Genomic DNA, 24,116 nt, shown 5'->3' with positions numbered 1-24,116 from the left:
TCAGGCCAGCGCCGCGGTGAGGTCGGCGAGCAGATCCTCGATGTTCTCGATTCCCACGGACAGCCGAACGAGGTCGGGGGGCACCTCCAACGCCGAACCCGCCACGCTGGCGTGCGTCATCCGGCCCGGATGCTCGATCAGTGATTCGACGCCGCCGAGGGACTCCCCGAGCGTGAAGACCTCGGCCAGCTCGCACACCTTGAGGGCAGCGTCCTCGCCACCGGCGACCCGGAAGGACACCATGCCTCCGAACCGGCTCATCTGCCGCGCGGCAACCGCATGGTTGGGATGTTCTGGCAGACCGGGGTAGAGCACCCTGCTCACCCCGGGATGACCGGTCAGAAACTCGACCACCCGTTCGGCGTTGTCGCAGTGGCGGTCCATCCGGACCCCGAGCGTCTTGATCCCGCGCAGCACCAGCCAGGCGTCGAAGGGCCCGCTCACCGCGCCCATCGCGTTCTGGTGAAAGGCCAGCCGCTCGCCGAGTTCGTCCTCCCGGGCGACCACGGCTCCGCCGACCACGTCGCTGTGGCCGCCGAGGTACTTGGTGGTCGAATGCAGGACGACCGCGGCACCAAGGGCCAAGGGCTGCTGAAGATAGGGCGAGGCGAAGGTGTTGTCGACGACCAGCGTCGCATTGATGCCGTCGGCCACCTCGGCGAGCGCGGCGATGTCGGCCACGTTGAGCAACGGATTCGTCGGCGTCTCCACCCAGATCACACTGGTGTTGGCACGCACGGCCGCCGCGACAGCGTCCACATCGTGCATGGCCACCGGGGTGAAGTCCACCCCCCACGGCGCCAGCACCCGAGCGATAAGGCGATACGTACCCCCGTAGGCATCATCGGGGAGCAGGATGTGATCCCCCGGTTTGCACAGGGTCCGCAGCACGGTGTCCTCGGCGGCCAGCCCGGAGGCGAAGGCCAGGCCCCGCGCCCCACCTTCCAGCGCGGCCAGGCACTCCTCCAGCGCGGTGCGAGTGGGGTTCGCGCTGCGCGAGTACTCATAGCCCGAACGCAGACCGCCGACGCCGTCCTGCTTGTACGTCGAGGTCTGGTAGATCGGAACGGCGACCGCCCCGGTCAGGGAGTCCGGTTCCTGGCCGGCGTGAATCGCGCGGGTGTTGAAGCCGGCACCGGCGAAAGCGTCGTTGCTCATGACCTGCACGTTACTGCGCAGCGGGCCGATCCTCTGTGCTGGCGCATATGTCGAGCCAAGGATTCTCCCGGGGTCGGGGACGAGAGTTCTCCTCGTGGTCACCCGCACGCGCGTGGACGACCCGCACGAACTCTCTGCACAAGGCGGTCATGCCGGCGGGCGTCGAAGCTCCCCCGTCCGGCATGACCGTCGCCGAAGACCGACCGATCCGGCTGAACCGGCCCCTAGCCGAGCGCCCTAGCCCACCAGGTGTCCGAGCAGGTCCTGACGGGTCAGCACCCCGGCGGGCTTGCCGTCGATGTGCACCAGCAGGGCATCGGCCGATTCCAGCAGTGCGACCGCGGCCCGGACCGGCTCGCCCGATCCGATGATCGGCAGCGGCGCGGACATGTGCTTGTCAAGCGGGTCGGCCAGCGACGCGGTTCCGGCGAAGAGCGCATCGAGCAACGCGCGCTCCGACACCGACCCGGCGACCTCGCCCGCGGTGACGGGCGGCTCGGCCTTCACCACAGGCAACTGCGAAACCCCGTACTCGCGCAGGATGTCGATGGCCTCGCGAACGGTCTCGTTCGGGTGGGCGTGCACCAGTGCCGGGGTTTGGCCGCTCTTGGCGGTGAGCACATCGCCCACCGTGTCGCCGGCCGCGGTGTCGAGGAAGCCGTAGTCGCTCATCCACTGATCGTTGAAGATCTTGCCGAGGTAACCGCGTCCTCCGTCGGGCAGCAGCACGACGATGACGTCGTCCTTGCCGGCCCGCTCGGCCACGCGCAAGGCCGCGACGACCGCCATCCCGCAGGAGCCGCCGACAAGCAGGCCCTCCTCACGCGCCAACCGACGGGTCAGCTCGAAGGACTGCCGATCCGAGACGGCGATGATCTCGTCGGTGATGGTCCGGTCGAAGGCATCGGGCCAGAAGTCCTCGCCGACTCCTTCGACCAGATAGGGGCGACCGGTGCCGCCCGAGTAGACCGAGCCCTCCGGGTCCGCGCCGATGATCTGCACGCGCCCGCCGGATGCCTCCTTGAGGTAGCGGCCGGTGCCCGAGATCGTGCCACCGGTTCCGACGCCGGCCACGAAATGCGTGATCCGGCCGTCGGTCTGCTCCCAGACCTCGGGGCCGGTCGTCTCGTAGTGCGAGCGCGGATTGTTGATGTTGGCGTACTGGTTGGGCTTCCAGGCACCGTCGATCTCGCGCACCAGCCGGTCGGAAACGGAGTAGTAGGACCTCGGGTCCTCCGGGGCGACCGCGGTCGGGCAGACGTGCACCTCGGCGCCGTAGGCCTTGAGCGTGTTGACCTTGTCCGCCGCGACTTTGTCCGGAAGCACGAAAACGCACCGGTACCCGCGCTGCTGAGCCACGATCGCCAGACCGACCCCGGTGTTGCCCGAGGTGGGTTCGACGATCGTGCCGCCGGGTTTGAGCTCGCCGCTGGCCTCGGCCGCCTCGATCATTCGCACCGCTATCCGGTCCTTCACCGATCCGCCTGGGTTGAAGTACTCGACCTTGGCCAGCACGGTCGGTGCGTTGGCCGGGTCGAGATGGGATGTGACGCTGCGGAGCTGAACCAGCGGGGTGTTGCCGATCAGGTCCACCAGCGATGTGTAGTAGCGCATGCGCCAAAGGCTAACCTCGAAGGGCAGCCGCGACCGGTCCGAAACTCGATAGCCACGACTTCTGGGCCGGACACCCGCGGCGCCACATCGGACGAACGGGGGTCGGGCAGCATGGGACGGGCTTCACGCGCACGCCGGGTGGCGACGGCGGCGGCGTTCGGTGGCACCGGCCTCGGAGCCATCGGCGCGGCGGCCGCCGGACTCATGTACGGCGAGTCCAAGCTCGCGCGCCGCCGGATCGCCCCCGCCGAGACCAATCCGCCCACCGCCGACGGGCTGTGGACCGCGCCGGGGGTCCAGAGCAAGCGTGACAAGCTCGTCTTCGCGATGCTCGGGGACTCCTCCGCCGCCGGCTACGGTGTGCATCGCGACGCCGAAACCCCGGCTGCCCGGATCGCCGTCGGCCTGTCCGCGCTGTCGCGCCGCCCGGTCGAGCTGGTCAACGTCGCCGAGGTGGGGGCGCAGTCGAGCGCGCTGCTCGAACAAGCGGAGCGGGTCCTGCCGCGCAAGCCCGCCCTGGCCGTGGTCATGGTCGGGGCCAACGACGTGACCCACCTGGTGCGCGCCTCGGACTCGGTCCGGCATCTCAGCGCGGCGATCGAGCTCCTGCGGGAGAACAACATCGAGGTCGTCGTCGGAACCTGCCCGGATCTGGGCACCATCAGGCCGATCGCACAGCCCTTGCGGTGGATGGTGCGCCGCCTGTCCCGGACTCTGGCGGCCGCCCAGACCATGGCCGTGGTCGGCGCGGGTGGCCGGGCGGTCAGCCTCGGCGACATCCTGGGTCCGGAGTTCGCCACCGAGCGGCACTACTTCTCCGAGGACCAGTTCCATCCCTCGGCCACCGGGTACGCCCGCGCGGCCGACGTCCTGCTGCCCTCGGCCGCGGCCGCGCTCGGACTGGTGACGGTCGCTCGCCCGGCCGGCCCGTTCACCTCCGACAAGGCCCGTCCGATCGCCCGGGCGGCAGCTCGTGCGGCCAGCCGCCCCGGGACCGAGGTGGTCGGGACGTCCGTGGACGGGGTGGCCACCGGACGTCACGGGCGCTGGGCCAGGCTGACCCGCCGCCGGGCCGGGGACGTGATTACTCCCACGCCCGAAGCCGCCGTACACGACCAACCTGCCACCATGTCCGATACCGACCGGTAACTGCGTTGCCGGGCCGGTATCCAGTCCCACTGGCCCGATCGCCCCGGACGGAGCACCGCCGAGGCCTGCCGCCCAAGGAGTCCCCATGCCGGAAGCCGTCATCGTCGCCACCGCCCGATCGCCGATCGGCCGCGCCGGCAAGGGATCGCTGGCCGAAATCCGACCGGACGACCTCACCGCCCAGATCATCACCGCCGCCCTGGCCAAGGTGCCTGAGCTCGATCCGCACGACATCGACGACCTGATGCTGGGTTGCGGGTTGCCCGGCGGCGAGCAGGGTTACAACATGGCCCGGATCGTGGCCGTGGAACTGGGCTACGACTTCCTGCCCGGCACCACCATCACCCGCTACTGCTCCTCCTCCCTGCAGACCACGCGAATGGCGCTGCACGCCATCCGGGCCGGCGAGGGCGAGGTGTTCATCTCGGCCGGGGTGGAGGCGGTTTCCCGTTTTGCCAAGGGTTCCTCCGACGGGTTGCCCGACACCCAGAACCCGCTGTTCGCACCGGCCCGGGCCCGCACGGCGAGGATCGCTGCGGAAGGCGCCGGCGACTGGCACGACCCGCGCGAGGACGGCGCTGTCCCCGACGCCTACATCGCCATGGGCCAGACGGCGGAGAACCTCGCGCTGCTCAAAGGAGTGTCCCGGGAAGAGATGGACACCTTCGCCGTCCGATCTCAGAACCTGGCCGAGAAGGCGATCGCGGACGGCTTCTGGGCGCGGGAGATCACACCGGTCACGACCCCGTCCGGGACCGTCGTGTCCGCCGACGACGGTCCGCGCGCCGGGGTCACCTATGACGCTGTTTCCGGTCTCAAGCCGGTGTTCCGGCCCGACGGCCGGATCACAGCCGGCAACTGCTGCCCGCTCAATGACGGGGCCGCCGCGCTGGTCATCATGAGTGACACCAAGGCCGCCCAGCTCGGGCTGACCCCGCTGGCGCGCATCGTCTCGACCGGCGTCACCGCGTTGTCCCCCGAGATCATGGGCCTCGGCCCGGTCGAGGCGTCCAAGCAGGCGCTGGCCCGGGCCGGCCTGAGCATCGGCGACATCGATCTCGTGGAGATAAACGAGGCGTTCGCCGCGCAGGTGATCCCTTCCTACCGGGACCTGGGCATCGACCTGGACCGCCTCAACGTCAACGGCGGCGCGATCGCCGTGGGCCACCCCTTCGGCATGACCGGAGCCCGGATCACGACGACGCTGATCAACTCACTGCAGACCCACGACAAGCAGTTCGGCCTGGAGACGATGTGCGTGGGCGGCGGCCAGGGCATGGCGCTGGTGCTGGAGCGGCTGTCCTGAGCCGCGAACGCGCTAGTTGTTGCGCAGGTAGCTGAGCATCCGCAGGATCTCCAGGTAGAGCCAGACCAGCGTCACCAGGATGCCGAAGGACAGGTACCAGCCGTACTTCTCGTCCACGCCCCGCCGAACGGACTGCTCCACCGTGTCGAAATCGACGATCAGGTTCGAGGCGGCGATGACGATGCACAGCAGGCTGAACCCGATGGCGAGTCCGAGGTGGTTCTGGCCATCCCGCAGGCCGAGGCCACCGCTGACGAAGATGCTGGCCAGGCCGTTGACGAGCATCAGGCCGACCGCACCCAGGGTGGCCGCGAAGACGATCTTGGTGAACCGGGGGGTGACGCGCACCGCGCCGGTCTTGTAGACGATCAGGGTGCCGCCGGCCACCAGGATCGTCCCGGTCACGGCCTGCACCACGATTCCGGGCCAGCGGTCGTTGAAGAAGGCACTGACGCCGCCGAGGAACAGTCCCTCGAGCGCGGCGTAGATGCTGCAGTTGATCGCGTTGGCCTTGCCGGTGATGCTGATGTAGAGGCCAAGGCCGAGACCGCCGAAGATGCCGACCAGGACGAACAGGCCCTGCAGCGAACTGGGCGAGAACCAGGCCACCGCCGCGGCCGCGAAGACGGTGGCGAAGAGGATCACGCAGCGGGTGATCACGTCGTCGAGGGTGAGGTACCGCGCCGGGGCGGCGGGGGCGAGGCCGGACGGCGGCTGCTGGCCGTAGGCGGGCTGGGCGTACCACTGGTCGAGTTGGTCGGCGGACGGCGGCGGCGGCGCGATCGGGCCCGCGGGGCGGGCGTTGACGCCGGGTTGCCCGGACTTCTCGAAGTTGCGCAGGACCGGGTTGCTGGCCACTCTGGTTTCCCCCTTCGGGCACCCGCGCCGGAACAGTCGCCCGGCACGGTCGTTACGTCGTACGTCCGCTCAACGTTACGGCGCCGGGGTTGAGTTCCCTCCCCCGACTCGGCCCGACTTTTCCGGCGTTACCAGCAAATCGCCAGGCTGATCTCGCGTCTCGTTCGACTCCGGGGCACTTCTGCGGTAATAATTCTCGTAATGACTCTCAGTAGCCATTGATAGCTAGGAGTGAAACCCATGACCTCAGCTCAGGTGGTCGGCCCGGACGACGGCGAACGCGCCCTCAACGGACCCGACGCGGGCACCATCGGCCACCGGCTGCGCGATGCCCGCAACCGCCTGGGCTGGTCACTGGCCGCAGCGTCGCACGTGTCCGGCATCTCCGCCGCCGCCCTGGGCTCCTACGAGCGGGGCAGCCGAACCCTGACCGTGGCCACCCTCGCCGAGGTTGCACGCACCTACGAGACCAACGTCCTCGAAGTCATCGACCCGGTAGCCGCTGGGCTGGATGCGGCCCCCCAGAACAACTGCGTGCTGAACCTGCTCGCTCTGGGCGGTCAGCTGCGCTGGGGCTCGCTGTACAGCTTCGCCGTCAGGGTCACCAAGATGCGCGATCAGGAAGGCGTGAGCCAGGTCGTGCTGCGCGCCAACGAATTGGACGTCATCGCGGCCAGCTACGCCTTGACGACGCCCGCCCTGATCGAGCAGCTCATCAATCTGGGCTGCGCCGAGCGCCTTCCCGACGATCGGGTCAACGCCGACCGCTAACGTGCAGGAGTGACTGACACTTCGCTGCACAATTGGGCCGGCAACATCACCTTCTCGCCCACCGAGCTGCACCGACCACGAACCGTCGACGAGTTGCAGAGCGCGGTAGCGAAGGCACGGTTCATCCGCGCTCTGGGCACCGGGCACTCCTTCAACACCATCGCCGCCCCGCGCGAGGAATCCGTAAGCCTGTCCGACCTGCCGGATGAACTCGAGCTGGACTCGGCCGCACGGACCGTCCGCGTCACCGGAGGCGTGCGCTTCGGCGAACTGGCCCGTTACCTCGACCGCAACGGCTTCGCGCTGCGCAACATGGGTTCGCTGCCCCATATCGCCGTTGCCGGAGCGGTGTCGACCGGCACACACGGATCCGGTGACGGCAATGCCGTGCTGGCCGCCAGCGTGGAGGCGATCGAGTACGTCGGGCCGGACGGATCGCTGCGCCGCGTAGCCCGCGGCGAGGCCGACTTCGACGGCTCGGTCATCGCGCTGGGCGCCCTCGGTATCGCCTACGCCCTGGAGCTGTCGGTCGTGGAACGCTTCGACGTGCGCCAGTTCGTCTACGAGGACCTGCCGCTGACCGGCTATTGCGATCACCTTGATGCGATCACCGGCGGTTCGTACTCCACGAGCGCCTTCACCGACTGGAGCTCCGGTCGGATCGGTGCCCTGTGGCTCAAGCAGCGCATCACCCCTGGCGTGGACCCCGCGGCGGCCCCGGCCGAGCTGTTCGGCAGCCGCCTGGCCACCGTGGCCCACCACCCGATCCCGGGCGAGCAGGCGGACTGGGCGACCGCCCAGCTCGGCGAGGTCGGGCCCTGGCACGAGCGGTTGCCGCACTTCCGGATGGACTTCACCCCGAGCGCGGGCGATGAACTTCAGTCGGAGTACTTCCTCGACCGGCAGCATGCTCCGGCGGCCATCCGGGCGCTGTCGGGCATCAGCGCGCTCATCGGGTCGCGGCTACTGATCGGCGAGATTCGAACGATCGCCGCCGACCAGCTGTGGATAAGCCCGTTCCTCGATCGCCAGACGGTGGCCCTGCATTTCACCTGGATGCCCGGGCTCGCGCAGGTGGAGCCGATCACGCGCGCCATCGAAACGGCGCTGGCACCGCTGGGTGCCCGGCCGCACTGGGGCAAGGTCTTCACCCTGGACCCGCGGGACTTCCGTACGGCCTATCCGCGATTGGGTGATTTCTCAGAACTGGTGCAGCGGGTGGACCCGCAGGCGACATTCGGCAACGAGTTCATCGACCGCTACGTGCACGGCTCGGCCTGAGCCGTGCACGCCATCGCGCGCTGAATCGAATCGCGCCGCGAACTGAGACCGGGTCGGGGCGAGCTGGATCGAGGCGAAGACTCGGCCGACTTGGCCTACTCGGCCTACTTGGCCATCTTCGTCTTCTTCGGAGTCTCGGCCTTCATCAGGCCGGTATCCATCGATGATGCGGCCTTCTTGACGACCTTGGGTTTACGGACCTCGCGGCCGCCCTTGCTCTTTCCGGACATGTGCAACTCCTCGGGTGGTAGGGACAGATCCCTCGGTGCTCCACGCCGCGGTGTAGGTGCCGATGACGCTACGCCCATTTCCGTTGCTGACGGGCGATCGTTCTAGGTCTATGATGGTAGTTGAACGCTCAATCGTTGGGATGGACATGACCACATCAGCCGAAGCGACCCCGAGTGACCTGACTGCACTACCCGCGCTGTATCTGAGCCACGGTGCCCCGCCGCTGGTCGAGGACCGCCTGTGGACCGCGCAGCTTGCCGAGTTGGCCCACGATCTGCCCCGGCCCTCGGCGATCCTGGTCGTTTCCGCGCACTGGGAGTCGGCGCCGCTCATGCTGGGCGCGACCGAGACCGTCCCGCTGGTCTACGACTTCGGCGGCTTCGCCCCGCACTACTACCAGGTCCGTTATCCCGCCCCGGGCGCGCCGGAGCTCGCGGCCCGGGTCGCTGCTCTGATGCCCGACTCCGAACCGGTGTCGCGGCAGCCCACGCGCGGCCTGGACCACGGCGCGTACGTACCCCTGACGGTCATGTACCCCGACGCCGACATCCCGGTGCTGCAGATGTCGTTGCCGACTCTGGACCCCGGTCGCCTGCTCGAACTCGGTGCCCGGCTGCGTCCGCTGCGGGATGAGGGCGTGCTCATTATCGGCTCCGGGTTCGCGACCCACGGTCTGCCCTTCCTGCGCGATTTCCGCACCGACGCGCCGGCTCCGGGTTGGTCGCGCGAGTTCGACGCGTGGCTGGCCGAAACCCTGGCCCGCGGCGCGGTGGACGAACTGGCCGACTTCCGTAACCGGGCTCCCGGGATGCCCTACGCCCACCCCACGATCGAGCATTTCGCTCCGCTGTTCATCACTCTGGGCAGTGCCGCCGACCCCGAAGCCGCACCGGAGCAGCTCATCGACGGATTCTGGATGGGTCTGGCCAAGCGCACGTTCGCCGTAGCCTGACGACGATCACCGGATCGGTCAGCGCATCGGTCAGCGCATCGCTCAGCGCAACGGTCTGCGCATCGGTCAGACTGGGCCGATGACCGACGGCCCACTGACCCTGGACGAGGTCGCCGACCAGCTCTACCTCGGCGATCCAGAGTCGTTCACCGCCACCCGGACGGCTCTGGCCAAGCAGGCCCGCGGCGACGGCGAGAAGGAACTGGCCCAACAGATCAACAAGCTCCGCCGGCCCACGGTGGCCGCCGATGCCGTGAACCGCCTCGCCCGCGACGAGCCCGAGCTGATCGCCGAACTGCTCGATCTCGGCGCTCGAATGCGGCAGGCGCACCGGTCCCTGTCCGGAGACGTGGTGCGCGAACTGAGCGCAGCCCGGCGGAGCCTGGTGGACGGCCTGGTCCGAAAGGCCGCCGCGGGTTCAGCTCCCGGCGGACTCAGTGATGCCGTGCAGCGACAGCTGAACGAGACCTTCGATGCCGCCGTCGCCGACGAGGGCGCCGCCCAGGCGGTCTCCTCGGGACGTCTGGTCACGGCCCTGAGCTACGCCGGCTTCGGCGCGGTCGACCTGTCGCAAGCCGTGGATGTACCCCGGCAGGCCGGTCAGCGTCCCCCGCGCCGTCCCACTCCTTCGCTGCGTGCCGTGGGCGCGGTCGCCGCCGACGGAGCCGCCAGGCCGGACACGGCCAAGCCGGACACGGCCAAGCCGGACACGACCAAGCCGGACACGACCAAGCAGGACACGGCCAAGCAGGACGCCGCCCGGCAGCGGACCGAGCGCCGGGCGGCCAGTGAGCGCTGGCAGCAGGCACGGACCCGGGTCGCCGAGCAACGCCGCACGGTGGCCGACGCCCAGCGCCGCGCGGACCGCCTCGCACACCGGGTGGCCGAGCTCAGCGAGCAGCTCCGACGCGCTCAGGACGACGCCGACGCCGCGACCGCAGAACTCACCCGTGAGCAGCAGAGCCTCGATGACGCCGAGACGTCCGCCGCCCAGGCACAGCAGCTCGCCGACGGTCTGGACTGACCGCACCCGGACAACAGCTAGGGTGAGCAACAGGCTCAGCTACAGCCTTTCGACGCCTGACTCTGGAGTCTGCGTGAGCGTTGATCGCACGAACATGTCCGAAGTGAGCCGAACGGTGAAGGCCACCCCACACCGGGTGTTCGCCGAACTCAGCGATGGCTGGGCCTACGTCGGCTGGGTCGTCGGCGCCACCCACATCCGCGATGTCGACGCCGAATGGCCCGACGTCGGCAGCCGGATCCACCATCAGGTCGGCAGCTGGCCCGCGGCCATCAGCGACACCACCGAGGTGCTCGAGAGCGAAGCGGACCGGCGCCTGCTGCTGCGGGCCAAGGGCTGGCCGCTCGGCGAGGCGACCGTCGAGATCGTGCTGACCGAGCAGGACGGCCAGTGCCTGGTGAGCCTGCGGGAGGCACCCTCGGCCGGACCGGGTCGGTGGCTGGACAATCCTGCCCTGCGCTGGATGCTCAAGGCGCGCAACACCGAGACGCTGAGCCGGTTGGCCGACCGGGTCGAGCATCGACCGATTCCCGAATGAGCCCGGCCGAGACGGTCGACGCGGTGGTGATCGGCGCCGGCCACAACGGCCTGGTCGCCGCGAACCTGCTGGCCGACGCCGGCTGGGACGTCCTCGTATGCGAGGCCACCGACCACATAGGCGGAGCGGTGCGATCGGCAGAGGTGACCGCGCCGGGGTTCGTCACCGATCTGTTCAGTGCTTTCTACCCGTTGGCCGGCGCCTCACCGGTGCTCCGGGCGCTCGAACTCGACCGCCACGGTCTGACCTGGACGCACGCGCCGGCGGTGTTGGCCCATGTCTTTCCCGACGATCGTTGCGCCGTGCTTTCCCGTGATCTCGCGACAACCGCCGCCGGGTTGGAAACCTTCGGGACCGGCGACGGAGCGGCCTGGACGCGCCTGACCGAGCAGTTCACCCAAATCCTCGACCCGCTGCTCGCGGCGTTGTTCAACCCGCTGCCCGCGATCGGACCGGTCACCCGGCTGCTGCGAACCCTCGGCACCGCCGATGCCCTGCGACTGGCGCGGATGGCGGCGCAACCGGTCCGGCGAATGGGCGAGGAAACCTTCACCGGTAGCGGCGGCGGCATGCTGCTGGCCGGCAACGCCCTGCACGCCGACCTCGGTCCGGACGGGGCCGGAAGTGCCTTGTACGGCTGGCTGTTGTGCATGCTCGGGCAGACCGTCGGATTCCCGGTGCCGGTCGGCGGGGCCGGCCGGCTCGGCGAGGCCCTGGACTCCCGGCTGCGCAAGTCCGGCGGGACGGTGCGCCGGCAATCGCCGGTGGAGCAACTGGAACTGGACGCCAGCGGAGCCGTGAGCGGTGTCCGGCTGGCCGGGGGCGAGCGGATTCGGGCCCGGCGTGCGGTGCTGGCCGACGTGCCCGCACCGATCCTGTACCGCAACCTGTTGGACGAGTCGGTACTGCCGGCGCGAATGCGGGCCGACCTCGACCGTTTCGAATGGGACCCGCCGACGCTGAAGATCGATTGGGCCTTGTCCCACAAGCTGAACTGGACCGCCGAGGGTGCCCGCGGGGCCGGAACCGTCCACCTCGGGGTCGACCTGGACGGGTTGACCGACTACGCCGCGGACCTGGCCACGGGCCGCGTCCCGCAACGGCCGTTCCTGCTCTTCGGCCAGATGACCACCGCCGATGCGAGCCGATCGCCCGCCGGCACCGAGTCGGCCTGGGCCTACACCCACCTGCCGCGCCGGGTGCCGGTCACCGACGAGCTGGTGGCCGACCACGTCGCCCGGGTGGAGTCGACGCTCGAACACCACGCTCCGGGCTTCGGCGAGTCGGTGCTCGCCCGGCACGTCCAGTCGCCGGCCGCGCTTCAGGAGGCCAATCCGGCCCTCGTCGGCGGAGCGGTCAACGGCGGAACGGCGCAACTGCACCAGCAGCTGGTCTTCCGCCCTGTGCCCGGACTGGGCGGCTCGGCCACGCCGATCGACCGGCTTTACCTGGCCGGTTCCTCCGCGCACCCTGGCGGTGGCGTCCATGGCGCGTGCGGCGCGAACGCGGCCCGCGCGGCCCTGCGGCGTAACGGCACGCTCGGCGGGGTCGGACGTCGCATCACCGATACCGCTCTGAGCCGTATCTATCGCGGCTGACGGGGCTTCCCGGCGCGACTCCTCCCGCCGCCCGCTCCGACTCACGAACGTCGCCGGACGGCGATGACTTCGGCGTCGCGCGCCGGTCTACCCTGTCACCGACTCGAAAAGGGAGACCCCATGCTGTCTACCAGTCCCGCCTTCAGTGGCTTCTCGGTTGCCGACATCGCGGCAGCCAAACACTTCTACGCCGAGGTCCTCGGCCTGCAGGTCAGCGAGGAGAACGGCATGCTGCTGATTCACCTCGGCACCGGCGCGACGGTGCTGGCCTACCCGAAGCCCAACCACCAGCCCGCGTCCTTCACCATCCTGAATTTTCCGGTCGAGGACATCGACAAGGCCGTCGACAGCCTCGTGGACAGCGGCGTCAGCATCGCCCGCTATCCCGGAATGCCCCAGGACGAAAAGGGAATCATGCGCGAGGGCGGCCCGCTCATCGCCTGGTTCAGTGACCCGTCCGGCAACATCCTCTCGGTGCTGCAGGACCGCTGAACCCACCCGGCCTCAGCCGCGCAGCAGCGCCGAATCCGCAATGACCAGCCCGCTGCCGTCCCAGCTGAGTCCGGCCAGGTCCGTGACGACCGCGTCGGCGTCGGAGTCGAGGGCCTCGGCCCCCACGCCCAGGACGTAACGAACACCGGCAGCGCGCCCGGCCTTGATGCCGGTCAGGCTGTCCTCGAGGACCACACACTCGGACGCCGCTACACCGAGCCGACGCGCGGCGAGCAGATATCCCTGCGGGTCCGGCTTGCCGACGCTGACGTCCTCGGCGGTGACCACCACGAGCGGGCGCGGTAGCCCGGCCGCGCCCACCCGCGCCCGCAGGAGCGGATCGGTCGCCGACGTGACCACAGCCCAGTTGCGGGGCAGCTGGATCAGCAGTTCGCGTGCGCCTGCGATCGGGCGCGTCCCGACGGCGTCGGCGATCTCAAGGCGGTCGATCGCTTCCAGCGCGGTCGGCCGATCCGTCTCGGCCAGGAACTTCGCCACGGTCTCGCGCGACCGGCGGCCGTGCACCCCGTCAAGCACCGTGGCCGGGTCGAGCCCGTAGCGCTCGGCCCACGTCGTCCACGATCGGTTGCCGCTGTCCTTGGAATCGACCAGCACGCCGTCGCAGTCGAAGAGGATCGCGCGAGCGGGAACATGCACCACCACTGACCGGCTCCTTCGGCTCGTCGTCCGGATGGCCCACCGTAGCCGTCCGCCGTGGACCGCCCGTGGCGGGGTGGCAGCGCCCCAAGATCATCGGGACGGCGCCGCGAGATCGCTTTCAGCACCGTGCCGCCGGGCTGACGTTCCCGGCCGGAGCACTCGATGCTCTCAGCTCTGGGGCTTTTGTGCCGATGGAATGGGGTCGGCTCGAACAGGGAGGTCCCGACAGATGACCGAGCCGTTCCGGCCGATCCGCGCACTCGCCCACCACTGGCGGGACGCGCTGCTGCGCTTGCGGCTGGACTCCTCACCCGTGTCCGCCGGGCGAGCCCTGCTGCTCATGAGCGGCACCGTCGTGCTCGTCACCGTTCCTGCCCTGGGTCCGTCCGCTGAGGACTGGAAGGCCATCTTCGGCGTCTCGCTCGCCGTGATCACGGTTCTGCTACTGAGTTTCGCGCTGCCCTGGTCGCGGCTGCCGGCCCGGTGCACGCTGTGCTTCCCGATCACGGTCATGGCTGCCGTGGGTTCGCTCGGAGCCTTCAGCGAAGGCCCCGTGGCCTCGAGCTACCTGAGCCTGTTCGTCTTCTGCTTCGCCTACGTGGGCCTCTACGAACCGCTGCATTCCGCGCCGCCGCTACTGGTGCTGGGCGTGCCCGCCTATCTGTTCGCGATCGGCGTGTGGAACTCCTCGGTCGCCGTACGCCTGGTGATCGGGTGCGCTGTCTGGGTCGGCCTGGCTTACGTCCTGGGCTTTCTCATGTTGCGGCAGCGGGAAGCGACGGCGCTGTTGCAGCGAGCCGCGCTCGTCGACGCCCTGACCGGGGTCGGAACGCGGCGCGACCTGGACGACCGGCTCACACGGCTCACGACCGGCGACACGGTGGTCGTCTGCGACCTCGACCACTTCAAGCAGGTCAACGACACCCTCGGCCACGCCGCGGGCGACCGGGTGCTGCGCGACTTCGGAGCGGTGCTCAACGGCTGTCTGCGCGGCGACGACTACGCCGGACGCTACGGCGGCGAGGAGTTCGTCCTGATCCTGTCGGACACCGACGAGGAGGAGGCGGCCGAGGTGTTGGGCCGCCTCGCCCGTCGCTGGCGCACTACCGGGTCCACCACAACCTTCTCCGCCGGCTATCGCGCCTACCGCCCCGGTGACTCCGGCGTCGAGACGCTGGCCGCGGCGGACCTGGCGCTGTATCGCGCCAAGCACGCCGGACGCAACCGCGCGATGCGCGCCGAGGTCAGCCTGACCGTGCCGGACACCGGAGCGCTCGAACGCTGTTGAGCCGAGGAACAGCCGTCCCGGGACTGCTGGCTTGAATAGAACACATGTGCGAATATTGCCACGTGGCCGAGTCCTCGCACACCGCTGATCCCGGCATCCTGCACGCCGATCTGGACGCCTTCTACGCCTCGGTCGAGCAGCGGGACCACCCCTGGCTGCGTGGCCGTCCGGTGATCGTCGGAGCCGGCGTGGTGCTCGCGGCCAGCTACGAAGCTCGCGCCTTCGGCGTCCGCACCGCGATGGGCGGCCGGCGGGCTCGTGCGCTGTGCCCAGAGGCGGTTGTCGTGCCGCCCCGCATGTCGGCCTACTCCGCCGCGAGCAAGGCCGTCTTCGCGGTCTTCGACGACACCACCCCGCTGGTGGAGGCGTTGTCCATCGACGAGGCGTTCCTGGACGTCCGGGGGCTGGCCACCATCGCCGGCTCACCCCACGACATCGCCGTCCGGCTTCGCGGGGCGGTGCTGGAACGGGTCGGGCTGGCCATCACCGTCGGCGTGGCCCGGACGAAGTTCCTGGCCAAGGTCGCCAGCGGCGTGGCCAAGCCGGACGGTCTGCTGGTGGTGCGTACCGCCGACGAACTCGCCTTCCTCCATCCGCTGCCGGTGCAGAAACTCTGGGGGGTCGGCCAGAAGACCGCCGACAAGTTGCACGAGCGCGGCATCCACACCGTGGCCGAGGTCGCGGCTCTGGAGGAGAAGTCCCTGGTCGCGATGTTGGGTCCGGCGTCGGGTCGGCACCTGCACGCTCTGGCGCACAACCGCGATCCCCGGCCCGTCGTGACCGGTCGCCGTCGCCGCTCCATCGGGGCCCAGAGCGCGCTCGGACAGCGTGGCCTACGCCCGGACGAACTCCAGGCACGGCTCATCGGGCTCGTCGAGCGGGTGTGTCGCCGGCTGAGAACCGCGGGACGGCTGTGCCGCACCGTCGTGCTCCGGCTGCGCTTCGGCGACTTCGCTCGCATCACGCGCTCGCACACCTTGCCCGCGGCCACCGACGACACCGCGACCGTGCTCTCGGCCCTGCGGTCGCTGTTGCGCTCGTGCGCTCCGTTGATCGGCGAACGCGGCCTGACCCTGGTCGGTGTGACGCTGGCCAACCTCGACGACGCCGAGGCCGTCCAGCTCGAACTCCCCTTTACCCGGCGGGACTCTCACGATCTCGACGTCGCCGTCGATCGGGTTCGCGACCGCTACGGCACCTTGTCGCTGACCCGCGGTGTCCTGCTCGGCCGTGACGCCGGTCCGAGTGTCCCGCTACTGCCGGACTGAGCAACGAGGGCGACCTCAACGGGCCGGGGGCGCAACAAGGGCAACCTCAACGGGCCGGCGGGCGCAACAAGGGCAACCTCAACGGGCCGGCGGGCGCAACGAGGGCAACCTCAACGGGTCAGACGATGCAGAACTCGTTGCCCTCGGGGTCGGCCATCACGAGGTGGTCGAGCACCTCGCCGAAACGGTGTTCGGCGAGCTGGACCGCCCCGAGCGAGACCAGGTACTCCGCCTTGGCCAGGATGGCCGTTCGCCGCTGCTCAGCCGGCTCGTTGCGACCCCCGGTCACCCTGAGGTCGAGGTGCAGGCGGTTCTTGACCACCTTGGGTTCGGGCACCTTGAGGAACGACAGGTTCGGACCGAGGCCGGCGGGATCTTCGAGATTGGCCCCGTCGTCCCACTCGTCCTCCGGCACCTCGAAGGCGGTCAGCCACTGTTCCCAGGTGGCGTAGCCGTCGGGAGCCGGCGCCGGTCGATAACCGAGCGCCTCGGCCCAGAACGCCGCCAGCGCCGGGGCATTCACGCAATCGAAGGTCAGGGTCCACCGCGTTGTCATGACCACCATCGTGCCGGACCCCTCCGACAATGCGGGCGGGCATACTGGGGCCATGCGGGAAACCGACGAGCACTACCTGGAACGCGCCATCCGCCTCGCCGTGGCCGGCCGCACGTCCGGGGACGCGCCCTTCGGATCGCTGCTGGTGGACGCCGACGGCCGGGTGCTGATCGAAGCCCACAACACGGTCACCTCCGACAACGACATCACCGCCCACCCGGAACTCAAACTCGCCCGCTGGGCCGCGCAGAACCTGGACGGGCCGAAGGCGGCCACGACCACCCTCTACACCAGCTGCGAGCCGTGCCGGATGTGCGCGGGAGCCATCGAGCGATCCGGTCTGGGCCGCGTGGTGTTCGCGTTGTCCAACGACCAGCTCGCAGAACTCAAACCCGGAGCTGGATGGCCGGTCGTCGCCACCGACGGACCGTTCCTACCGGACAAGGCCAGGGCGGCCGTCGCGGGCTACTACCGCTGACGGTGACCGCTGCCCCGACCACTGGCTCCGAGACGCTGTGTCGGTCGCGCTGGCCAAGCGGCTTTCAGCTTTCCCGCACGACCTGATCAGGGTTCTTGTCCGGACGTAGTCCTCGCCAGACCGGGTGCCGGATTCGCTCATCGGGTGTCCACTCACCGAAGCTGACCTCGCCCACGAGCTTGGGCGTGACGAACCGTGCGTCCCTGGCCTCGGCGGTGGTCAGCGTGCCGGCCAGCGGGGAGGACTTGCGGCTCAGCCGGGTGAGGGTGGTGTGCAGATCGTCGAGCATCGCGTCGGTGAATCCGGTGCCGACATTGCCGACGTACCGCAGGCCGTCCGGGCCGGGGACGGCGAGCATGAGGGCGCCGACGGTGTCCTCCCGACGGCCCTTGCCCGGCTTCCAGCCCACAATCACCACTTCCTGGGCGCGGACGTTCTTGACCTTGCGCCAGTCGGCGGACCGGCGACCCGGTCGGTACTTGCTGTCCAGTCGCTTGGCGACGATGCCCTCCAGGCCGTGTTCCTGGCTGATCCGCAGCACCTCGGCACCGCCGCCGATGAAGTGCGCGGGGGTCTGCCAGGACCGGCCGGCCAGCTGCATCTGCTGCAGCAGCTCGCGACGCTTCTCATACGGCAGATCAACGGTGGAATGCCCATCCAGGTAGAGCAGGTCGAAGATCAGATAGACCACCGGATCGGACTCGACCAGCCGTCTCACCTCGGCCGCCTTGGTCACGTGCATGCGCTTTTGCAGCCGAGAGAAACTGGGTCGGCCGGCTGAGGAGAAGGCCACGATCTCGCCGTCGAGCACGACCTGAGTGCTCGACAGCGCTTCCCCGAGCGCGCGCAGCTCCGGGTAACTGACGCTGACATCGCGATCGTTGCGCGACATCACCCGCACCCGGCCCCCGTCGACGTAGACCACCGCCCGCACCCCGTCCCACTTGGTCTCATACGCCCACCTGTCGTCCTCCGCGGCCGGCGGCAGGGTGGCCAGGGTGGCCAGCATCGGTGGGATGTCCTGGGGCAAGGGCACGTAGTCCTCCTGAGCGGGTGGTGACATCCGGTGCATGATCCAGTTCTTGCCGCCGGTGTGGATGAGCACGTAGCGACCCGAGACCCGGCCCCCGTCGAGGACGAACTTGACCTCGGAGTCGGTCCACTTCTCCAGTTCGTACGTGCCACGATCCCAGATGGCGACGTTGCCGCCGCCGTACTCACCCGCCGGGATGTCCCCGGCGAAACCGGCGTAGTCCAGCGGATGGTCCTCGGTGTGCACCGCCAGATGGTTGTGCTTCGGGTCTACCGGCAGACCCTTGGGCACCGCCCAGGACACCAGCACCCCCTCGCGCTCCAGACGAAAGTCCCAGTGCAGGGCGGTGGCGTGATGTTCCTGCACGACGAAGCTGTTGCCGGTTGCGTCGTGTTCCGGGCCGGGTTCGGCGCCGGCGCCCTCGGCAGCGTCGACACCGTCGGCACCGTCGACACCGTCGGCACCGTCGGGCGGGACGGGCTCGGGGGTCCGCTGCGCGCTGCGTTTGCGGCGATACTCCTCGAGCTTTCCCGCCATGAGCCCAGACTAGAGCCCGCAGTGCTCGATCGCGGTCAGCGTCAGCACCCGCGCCGTCGTCAGGACCTGCGCGATCGGAACCTGCTCCAACGGACCGTGGGCCAGGGCGACATCACCCGGACCGTAGTGAACGGTGGGGATACCGGCCAGCCCGGTGAGCAACCGCAGATCGCTGCCGTAGGGAGCACCCCAACGTTGCTGGGGCGTGCCGGCCAGCCGAGCGTGCGCCCGCGCGAGCGTGTCGATGATCGCGGCGTCGGCGGGGGTCGCGCCCGGAGCGAACTGGCCGCCCCACCACTGCACCTGCACCGGATGATCACGCAGCCACGGATCCGCCGCGCTGCACGCGGCCATCGCGGCCTCGAACACGGCCCGGGCTGCCGCCACGTCCTCCCCCAGCGCCACCCCGTAGCGCCCCTCGGCGACCAGGAGGTCCGGCACCGAGGAAGACCAATCGCCCGATCGCACCGTGCCGATCTCGATCGGATAGGCCACGTCCCAACGGGCCATCAGCGGATCGGGGTCGCGATTGCGCTCCCGTTCCAACGCTCGCAGCGCGGCGAACACCGGCCAGAAACGCTCCACGGCGCTGACACCGGCGCTGCGCCGGGAGGCATGAGCGGCCAGCCCGTGCACCCGCAGCCGGAAGGTCAGCGATCCGCCGTTGGCCGGGACGAGATCCAGACCGGTCGGCTCCGGAATCACACAGGCATCGGCGCGCCATCCGCGGGCGATCGTCGCGTAGGTGCCGAGCCCACCGTCCTCCTCGCCCTGGACGCAGGCCAGCAGCAGGTCCCCCCGCAACGGCACCCGTGCCGCCACCAGGGCGCGGACGGCCCACAACGCGGCGACCAGGCCACCCTTCATGTCGCACGTTCCGCGGCCGTACACCGCGTGCGAATCGATCCGCCCGCTGAAGGGGTCCTCGTCCCGCCAGGCGCTCAGGTCACCGGGTGGGACCACGTCGACGTGAGCGTTGAGCATCAGCGACGGTCCGCCTCCGGTCCCGGGCAGTGTCGCGACCAGCCCCCACGCCTGGCTCCGCTCGACCTCCACGCCGGGAAAGTCGGGCGCGGCCAGGGTGTCCGCCAACGGGATCTGCCAGTGATCGACCGGCAGACCCAGCGCGGCCACTTCCTCCGACAGGACCTGGAGGATCTCGTTCTCCTCGTCCGTGCCGGACACGCTGGGCAGCCGAACCAGGCGGCTCAGCTGTTCGACGATGTCCGGTGCACGGGCATCGAGATAAGCCAGCGCCGCGGCAGCGTGATCGCCCATCAGAACTCCGTTCCGGTTTCGGCAGGGTTGGCGGCGGCAGGGTTGATGGCCGCTGGTTCGGTAGCGCCACGCATCGCGGCCGTAGCGACCTCCAGCGCGCGGGTGAGGGCGGCGGCCAGTTCGTCCAGCCGTCCGGTCAAGCCGGTCACGAGCTCGGCCCGGAGCTCGGCCAGGCGGTCGAGCAGCGCCACCAGATCGACGGACGCGCCAGCCGAATGTGCCCGCAGGCTGCGCACCTGCTCGTTCAACACGGGCCCGACCGTCACGTGGCTGTCGGCGGCCCAGCTGCGTCGTAGCCGGTCCGGGGCCAGCCGCGCGTTCCATCGCCGCAACGAATCCTCCGTCAGGAACAAGCCGAAGTGGTTGTGCCCCACCTGCTGCAGCAGGTCGGCCGCGAGGCCGGTCCGGCCGCTGCGGATCTCGACGATGACCTGATCCACCCGGTCGAGGTCGGCGGCGTGCTGGGCGAAGGGCTCAGCGCATTCGTCGTGCGCGTCGAGAGCAAATATGGCCGGGCCGAGCACGGCGAACGCGGCTCGGGAGCCGGCCGGACTGATGCGGGTCAAGCCGGCCGCGGCCTCGGCCAGGGACGGATGGGCGAAGCGCTCGGCGGCCAGCTGCCACGCGGCCGTACGGGCGCTCAGGTTCAGGGTCGAGGCCGGATCGCGATCGGCCTCCAGCACCATCAGCAGATTCAGCCGGACCTGGGCTTCGAGCAGCGCCGGGTCCAACAGGGCCAGATCGTCGCGCTGAGTGTGGTAGTCGGTGCGTCCGAACTCCGTTTCCCATGCGTAGCTGGCGATTCCCGGCACGCCGGCGATCAGGTACGGCCACTGTTCGGTACCGGCCACCGGAGCCGACACGCGCCAGCCGTTGGGTGTCCAGCCGGCCGCTTCGGCTCGAACGCAGATCGCATGGGACCAACTCTCCAGTTCAGGCGGCGCCTCGACGACAGCCCGCAGGGCGCGATGACCGGATGCCTCGACACACAGGGCGAAGGCCGCCTCGGTGCGCCACTCCGGATGCGTCTGGCTCACCTGTCGCCAGGCGCCGATGCACCAGTCGTAAGGGCTGTCGATCAAGCCCCACTCCTCGGCGGTCCGGGTCGTGAAGCAGATCCGGTGCCGGGGCGGCACGCATGCCGCTCCGCGGGACCCGCCCGAGCCCTGCCCCGTTCCCTGCGCCGTTTCCTGCCCCGTTTCCTGCGCCGTTTCCTGCGCTGACGCGTGAACCATCGCCCTGGCCATCCCGATCAGCACGGCCACCCCACTGGCGTTGTCGAAGGCACCGCGAAACCAGGCGTCAGAATGCGCGCCGACGACGATGGGCCCGCGTCCGAGGGCATCCCGCTCGTCCAAGGCTTCCGAGCCATCCGAGGCATCCGAGGCATCCGAGGCATCCGAGGCATCCGAGCCATGCGGATCGCCCGGCCGGGCGCCCGGCCTGCCCGCGGGCAGGTAGCCGACCACGTTACTTCCCACGCCATCGGGCCGGAGCTCGACCTCCAGCCGGAGCGTAACCACCGCCGGGGCACGATCGCGCAAGAGCGCGGCGGATTCCGCGCTGATCATGACCATCGGGGGCGCGCCCGCCGGCCAGTGCCCGTCGAACGCGCCGACGGCGTCGAGGCCCTGGTACCAAGGTCCGCCGCGCGGGCAGTTCACGATCAGGCCGGCGACGCCGCGAGCCTGCAGTTCCAGGACGATCACCGAGGGATGGAGCAGCGGATCCTGCCAGTCCAGCAGGGCGATCGCGCCGCGGAGGCCGCCCGACTCGCTCACTCGGTCCAGATCGGTCAGCCGGGCCGGCCCGACGTCCACCAGGGGCGCGTGCAGGCCTTGCGGCGTGGTTCCCGGCACCCCGCCGAAGCTCGAGGCCGGCAACCGCGTGCGAGCCGGCTCGCTTCCGAAGCACACATCCGCACCGAGGAATCGCCAGCTGTCCACGGCACAATCCTCGATCGCGACGTCCACCAGGCCGGCCGCACGGAACTGTCCGGCCACGTACTCGGCCGTGGCACGATCCTCGGCGGTGCCGGCAGTGCGGAAACCGAGCGGGCTGGAGCCGATCGCGGTCAGGTCCCGCACGATCGAGATCAGGGCCGCCCCGTCGACCGGCATCGCGGCGATGCGGTCCGCGGTCGCGTCCTGGCCGGGGACCGATGACCTCACGGCCGATCCGGGTGCGTCTGTCCGGTCGGGTCGGCCAGCGCGTCGGCGGCCGGGCCGAGGACCGGGGAACCCTCCCACGCGAGCACATGCCAGCCGTCGCGCGGCGTGCCCTCGACCGTGACGATCGCGGTGTTGGACAGCGGATGCGCGGCTGCGTACTCGGTGTCGACGTTGTCGGCCCGGGCAGCCAACCAGGTTCGCAGGATCGCTCCGTGGCTGAAGATCACCGCGGTCGCCTGGCGACTCGCCAACATCGAGGACAGTTCGGCGACCGCTGCGTCGAAGTCCGACAGGACGGTCGCACCGTCGGGACCACCGGGCAGCGACACATCGAGGTCGCCGTCGGCCCAACCGAAGGCCACCTTCATGTACAGCTCGCCCGATTCGGGGTCACCGCGCATCTCCAGCTCACCGGCGCCGATCTCGCGGACGCCGTTGCGCACGAGCACGGGCAGCGACCGGGCGGCCGCCAGCGGCTCGGCCGTCTGCTGGGTCCGGATGAGCACCGAGGCGGCGATCACCGCGATGCTCTCCCCCGCCAGCGTCTGCACCAGGGCCCGCGCCTGCTCGTGACCCACCTCGGTCAACGGCGCGCCCGGCTCGGCGGTGTCGAGTTGGTGATGCAGGTTGGACTCGGTCTGGCCGTGCCTGATCAGGATCAGTCGCACACGGGACTCGTTTCGTCGGCGGGACGGACGGCGGTGTCCATGGTTTCACGAGACTCGGATCAGGTCGCCCACTACCCTGTGCAGGCGTGAGCGCATTGTCCAGCCCAGCCGTCCGTTTCGGCGTCGTCGGCCTCGGCTGGCGCTCGGAGTTCTTCCTCCGGTTGGCCCGGTTGCTGCCCGACGAACTGGAGCTCACCGGGATCGCGGTCCGCCGTCCAGCAGCGGCCGAACGGGCCGGCGCCGAGTGGGGCGTGCCGATTTTCGACTCACCGGAGGAACTCGTCCGGACGGGCCGACCGCAGTTCGTGATCACCGCGCTGCCGTGGACGGTCAACCCCGAGGTGATCGGCACCGTGGTCGGGCTGGGCTGCCGCGTGCTCAGCGAGACCCCGCCCGCTCCCGACATCGCCGGCCTGCACCGGCTGTGGGACCAGGTCGGAGCGGGCGGCCAGGTGCAGGTCGCCGAGCAGTACCTGCGCCTGCCGGGGCACGCCGCACGGTCGGCCCTGCTGCAACGGGGAGTCATCGGCGAGCCGACGTCGGTGCAGGTTTCCTCAACACACACCTACCACGCGATCGCCATGATGCGCGGACTGCTCGGAGCCCGAACGGCTCCGGCCACGGTCTCGGCCCGACGGTTCCAAGCGCCGCTGGTCGACCCCTTGACCCGCGCCGGCTGGACCCACGACGAGCAGCCGAAGCCGGCGGGTACGGTCATCGCCACGCTGGAATTTCCCGCCGGCACCGGGTTGTACGACTTCACGGACAACCAGTGGCACAACCAGTTGCGGCACCGGCGCATCGTGATCCGGGGCAGTCGGGGCGAGATCGCCGACGACGACGTGGTCTACCTCGCCGGGCCCGAAGCGATCCTGCGGTCGAAGCTGATCCGCAGCCAGCTCGGTCATGACCTGAACCTGGACGGATACGACACCGAACACATCAGCTTCAACGGCGAGATCGTCTTTCGTAACCCGATGCTCGGCCATCGATTGATGGACGAGGAGATCGCCATCGCCTCAGTGCTGCGCGACACCGCCCGGTGGTCGGTCGACGAAGGCCCGGCGCCGTACCCACTGGCCGAGGCCTGTCACGATCACCGCCTCGGTCTGGCGATCGACGAATCGGTGGCCACCGGCCAGGACGTCCGGGTCGACACCGAGCCGTGGATGGCGCAGCTGGGACCGCGAGCCTGAGGCAACGAGCG

General features: G+C 69.9%; 23 protein-coding genes. 13 read left to right on the top strand and 10 right to left on the bottom strand.

The window, feature by feature from the left end:
* Together M6D93_RS05420 and M6D93_RS05415 are read right to left on the bottom strand one after the other, a co-directional pair.
* Positions 1 to 1,158: a cystathionine gamma-synthase gene (locus tag M6D93_RS05420; protein WP_249773342.1), complete on the bottom strand. Its 1,158-nt coding sequence runs from the start codon at positions 1,156 to 1,158 to the stop codon at positions 1 to 3.
* A gap of 237 nt (positions 1,159 to 1,395) precedes the next feature.
* On the bottom strand, positions 1,396 to 2,772 hold the full coding sequence (locus M6D93_RS05415) for a cystathionine beta-synthase (protein ID WP_249773341.1): 1,377 nt from the start codon (positions 2,770 to 2,772) through the stop codon (positions 1,396 to 1,398).
* A 111-nt stretch (positions 2,773 to 2,883) separates the two neighbouring features.
* On the opposite strand from M6D93_RS05415, the gene M6D93_RS05410 reads away from it, so the two are divergent.
* Together M6D93_RS05410 and M6D93_RS05405 are read left to right on the top strand one after the other, a co-directional pair.
* Entirely contained in the window at positions 2,884 to 3,921 is a 1,038-nt protein-coding gene (locus M6D93_RS05410; protein WP_249773340.1) for an SGNH/GDSL hydrolase family protein, read from the top strand.
* 85 nt (positions 3,922 to 4,006) lie between these two features.
* A complete protein-coding gene (locus tag M6D93_RS05405; RefSeq protein ID WP_249773339.1) occupies positions 4,007 to 5,227 on the top strand; it encodes an acetyl-CoA C-acetyltransferase in 1,221 nt (406 codons plus the stop codon).
* 12 nt (positions 5,228 to 5,239) lie between these two features.
* On the opposite strand, the gene M6D93_RS05400 is transcribed toward M6D93_RS05405, so the two are convergent.
* Positions 5,240 to 6,085: a Bax inhibitor-1/YccA family protein gene (locus tag M6D93_RS05400; protein WP_249773338.1), complete on the bottom strand. Its 846-nt coding sequence runs from the start codon at positions 6,083 to 6,085 to the stop codon at positions 5,240 to 5,242.
* 240 nt (positions 6,086 to 6,325) lie between these two features.
* On the opposite strand from M6D93_RS05400, the gene M6D93_RS05395 reads away from it, so the two are divergent.
* A complete protein-coding gene (locus M6D93_RS05395; protein ID WP_249773337.1) occupies positions 6,326 to 6,856 on the top strand; it encodes a helix-turn-helix domain-containing protein in 531 nt (176 codons plus the stop codon).
* Between the two features lie 9 nt (positions 6,857 to 6,865).
* Positions 6,866 to 8,137 carry an FAD-binding protein gene (locus M6D93_RS05390; RefSeq protein WP_249773336.1) on the top strand — a complete coding sequence of 424 codons (1,272 nt, stop codon included), beginning with the start codon at positions 6,866 to 6,868 and terminating at the stop codon, positions 8,135 to 8,137.
* Positions 8,138 to 8,241: 104 nt separating this feature from the next.
* On the opposite strand, the gene M6D93_RS19330 is transcribed toward M6D93_RS05390, so the two are convergent.
* Positions 8,242 to 8,367, bottom strand: a complete 126-nt coding sequence (locus M6D93_RS19330) for a hypothetical protein (RefSeq protein ID WP_283818641.1) — start codon at positions 8,365 to 8,367, stop codon at positions 8,242 to 8,244.
* Positions 8,368 to 8,513: 146 nt separating this feature from the next.
* Between M6D93_RS19330 and M6D93_RS05385 the strand changes: the two genes are divergently transcribed.
* From M6D93_RS05385 to M6D93_RS05365, 5 genes are all read left to right on the top strand, one after another.
* Positions 8,514 to 9,320 carry a dioxygenase family protein gene (locus M6D93_RS05385; protein ID WP_249773335.1) on the top strand — a complete coding sequence of 269 codons (807 nt, stop codon included), beginning with the start codon at positions 8,514 to 8,516 and terminating at the stop codon, positions 9,318 to 9,320.
* A gap of 79 nt (positions 9,321 to 9,399) precedes the next feature.
* On the top strand, positions 9,400 to 10,344 hold the full coding sequence (locus tag M6D93_RS05380) for a hypothetical protein (protein ID WP_249773334.1): 945 nt from the start codon (positions 9,400 to 9,402) through the stop codon (positions 10,342 to 10,344).
* A gap of 73 nt (positions 10,345 to 10,417) precedes the next feature.
* Positions 10,418 to 10,882 (top strand): SRPBCC family protein, encoded by a 465-nt coding sequence (locus M6D93_RS05375; RefSeq protein ID WP_249773333.1) that lies wholly within the window; start codon positions 10,418 to 10,420, stop codon positions 10,880 to 10,882.
* A complete protein-coding gene (locus M6D93_RS05370) occupies positions 10,879 to 12,480 on the top strand; it encodes a phytoene desaturase family protein (RefSeq protein ID WP_249773332.1) in 1,602 nt (533 codons plus the stop codon). The genes M6D93_RS05375 and M6D93_RS05370 overlap by 4 nt, the downstream gene beginning before the upstream one ends.
* A 120-nt stretch (positions 12,481 to 12,600) precedes the next feature.
* Positions 12,601 to 12,972 carry a VOC family protein gene (locus tag M6D93_RS05365; RefSeq protein ID WP_249773331.1) on the top strand — a complete coding sequence of 124 codons (372 nt, stop codon included), beginning with the start codon at positions 12,601 to 12,603 and terminating at the stop codon, positions 12,970 to 12,972.
* Positions 12,973 to 12,984: 12 nt separating this feature from the next.
* On the opposite strand, the gene M6D93_RS05360 is transcribed toward M6D93_RS05365, so the two are convergent.
* Positions 12,985 to 13,635, bottom strand: a complete 651-nt coding sequence (locus tag M6D93_RS05360; protein WP_249773330.1) for an HAD-IA family hydrolase — start codon at positions 13,633 to 13,635, stop codon at positions 12,985 to 12,987.
* A 226-nt stretch (positions 13,636 to 13,861) separates the two neighbouring features.
* On the opposite strand from M6D93_RS05360, the gene M6D93_RS05355 reads away from it, so the two are divergent.
* Together M6D93_RS05355 and dinB are read left to right on the top strand one after the other, a co-directional pair.
* On the top strand, positions 13,862 to 14,920 hold the full coding sequence (locus M6D93_RS05355; protein ID WP_249773329.1) for a GGDEF domain-containing protein: 1,059 nt from the start codon (positions 13,862 to 13,864) through the stop codon (positions 14,918 to 14,920).
* Between the two features lie 44 nt (positions 14,921 to 14,964).
* Positions 14,965 to 16,188 carry a DNA polymerase IV gene (dinB, locus tag M6D93_RS05350; protein WP_249773328.1) on the top strand — a complete coding sequence of 408 codons (1,224 nt, stop codon included), beginning with the start codon at positions 14,965 to 14,967 and terminating at the stop codon, positions 16,186 to 16,188.
* Between the two features lie 118 nt (positions 16,189 to 16,306).
* Here the strand turns inward: dinB and M6D93_RS05345 are convergent, their stop codons facing one another.
* On the bottom strand, positions 16,307 to 16,744 hold the full coding sequence (locus M6D93_RS05345; protein ID WP_249773327.1) for a VOC family protein: 438 nt from the start codon (positions 16,742 to 16,744) through the stop codon (positions 16,307 to 16,309).
* 52 nt (positions 16,745 to 16,796) lie between these two features.
* Between M6D93_RS05345 and M6D93_RS05340 the strand changes: the two genes are divergently transcribed.
* On the top strand, positions 16,797 to 17,222 hold the full coding sequence (locus M6D93_RS05340) for a nucleoside deaminase (RefSeq protein ID WP_249773326.1): 426 nt from the start codon (positions 16,797 to 16,799) through the stop codon (positions 17,220 to 17,222).
* Between the two features lie 64 nt (positions 17,223 to 17,286).
* Here the strand turns inward: M6D93_RS05340 and ligD are convergent, their stop codons facing one another.
* From ligD to M6D93_RS05320, 4 genes are read right to left on the bottom strand one after another with little or no spacing between them, the layout of a single operon-like run.
* Positions 17,287 to 18,792 (bottom strand): non-homologous end-joining DNA ligase, encoded by a 1,506-nt coding sequence (gene ligD, locus M6D93_RS05335; RefSeq protein ID WP_249773325.1) that lies wholly within the window; start codon positions 18,790 to 18,792, stop codon positions 17,287 to 17,289.
* A 9-nt stretch (positions 18,793 to 18,801) separates the two neighbouring features.
* On the bottom strand, positions 18,802 to 20,070 hold the full coding sequence (locus M6D93_RS05330; RefSeq protein ID WP_249773324.1) for an ArgE/DapE family deacylase: 1,269 nt from the start codon (positions 20,068 to 20,070) through the stop codon (positions 18,802 to 18,804).
* Complete coding sequence (locus M6D93_RS05325; protein ID WP_249773323.1) at positions 20,070 to 22,241, bottom strand: M28 family peptidase; 2,172 nt, start codon at positions 22,239 to 22,241, stop codon at positions 20,070 to 20,072. Before M6D93_RS05325 ends, M6D93_RS05330 begins: the two co-directional genes overlap by 1 nt.
* On the bottom strand, positions 22,238 to 22,909 hold the full coding sequence (locus M6D93_RS05320) for a histidine phosphatase family protein (RefSeq protein ID WP_249773322.1): 672 nt from the start codon (positions 22,907 to 22,909) through the stop codon (positions 22,238 to 22,240). The genes M6D93_RS05325 and M6D93_RS05320 overlap by 4 nt, the downstream gene beginning before the upstream one ends.
* An 86-nt stretch (positions 22,910 to 22,995) precedes the next feature.
* On the opposite strand from M6D93_RS05320, the gene M6D93_RS05315 reads away from it, so the two are divergent.
* Positions 22,996 to 24,105, top strand: coding sequence for a Gfo/Idh/MocA family protein (locus tag M6D93_RS05315; RefSeq protein WP_249773321.1), 1,110 nt, complete (start codon positions 22,996 to 22,998; stop codon positions 24,103 to 24,105).
* The last annotated feature ends 11 nt before the right edge of the window (positions 24,106 to 24,116 follow it).

Source organism: Jatrophihabitans telluris (assembly GCF_023516435.1).
Classification (GTDB): domain Bacteria; phylum Actinomycetota; class Actinomycetes; order Mycobacteriales; family Jatrophihabitantaceae; genus Jatrophihabitans_A; species Jatrophihabitans_A telluris.
This window is presented reverse-complemented; position numbering and strand designations above follow the sequence as displayed.

What these genes read in the sequence shown, in the direction of transcription:
- M6D93_RS05385 (WP_249773335.1), top strand. Translation starts at nt 8,514, where the DNA reads ATGACCACATCAGCCGAAGCGACCCCGAGTGACCTGACTGCACTACCC.
- M6D93_RS05340 (WP_249773326.1), top strand. Translation starts at nt 16,797, where the DNA reads ATGCGGGAAACCGACGAGCACTACCTGGAACGCGCCATCCGCCTCGCC.
- M6D93_RS05345 (WP_249773327.1), bottom strand. Translation starts at nt 16,744, where the DNA reads ATGACAACGCGGTGGACCCTGACCTTCGATTGCGTGAATGCCCCGGCG.
- ligD (WP_249773325.1), bottom strand. Translation starts at nt 18,792, where the DNA reads ATGGCGGGAAAGCTCGAGGAGTATCGCCGCAAACGCAGCGCGCAGCGG.
- M6D93_RS19330 (WP_283818641.1), bottom strand. Translation starts at nt 8,367, where the DNA reads ATGTCCGGAAAGAGCAAGGGCGGCCGCGAGGTCCGTAAACCCAAGGTC.
- M6D93_RS05330 (WP_249773324.1), bottom strand. Translation starts at nt 20,070, where the DNA reads ATGGGCGATCACGCTGCCGCGGCGCTGGCTTATCTCGATGCCCGTGCA.
- M6D93_RS05370 (WP_249773332.1), top strand. Translation starts at nt 10,879, where the DNA reads ATGAGCCCGGCCGAGACGGTCGACGCGGTGGTGATCGGCGCCGGCCAC.
- M6D93_RS05415 (WP_249773341.1), bottom strand. Translation starts at nt 2,772, where the DNA reads ATGCGCTACTACACATCGCTGGTGGACCTGATCGGCAACACCCCGCTG.
- dinB (WP_249773328.1), top strand. Translation starts at nt 14,965, where the DNA reads ATGTGCGAATATTGCCACGTGGCCGAGTCCTCGCACACCGCTGATCCC.
- M6D93_RS05420 (WP_249773342.1), bottom strand. Translation starts at nt 1,158, where the DNA reads ATGAGCAACGACGCTTTCGCCGGTGCCGGCTTCAACACCCGCGCGATT.
- M6D93_RS05410 (WP_249773340.1), top strand. Translation starts at nt 2,884, where the DNA reads ATGGGACGGGCTTCACGCGCACGCCGGGTGGCGACGGCGGCGGCGTTC.
- M6D93_RS05405 (WP_249773339.1), top strand. Translation starts at nt 4,007, where the DNA reads ATGCCGGAAGCCGTCATCGTCGCCACCGCCCGATCGCCGATCGGCCGC.
- M6D93_RS05365 (WP_249773331.1), top strand. Translation starts at nt 12,601, where the DNA reads ATGCTGTCTACCAGTCCCGCCTTCAGTGGCTTCTCGGTTGCCGACATC.
- M6D93_RS05355 (WP_249773329.1), top strand. Translation starts at nt 13,862, where the DNA reads ATGACCGAGCCGTTCCGGCCGATCCGCGCACTCGCCCACCACTGGCGG.
- M6D93_RS05380 (WP_249773334.1), top strand. Translation starts at nt 9,400, where the DNA reads ATGACCGACGGCCCACTGACCCTGGACGAGGTCGCCGACCAGCTCTAC.
- M6D93_RS05395 (WP_249773337.1), top strand. Translation starts at nt 6,326, where the DNA reads ATGACCTCAGCTCAGGTGGTCGGCCCGGACGACGGCGAACGCGCCCTC.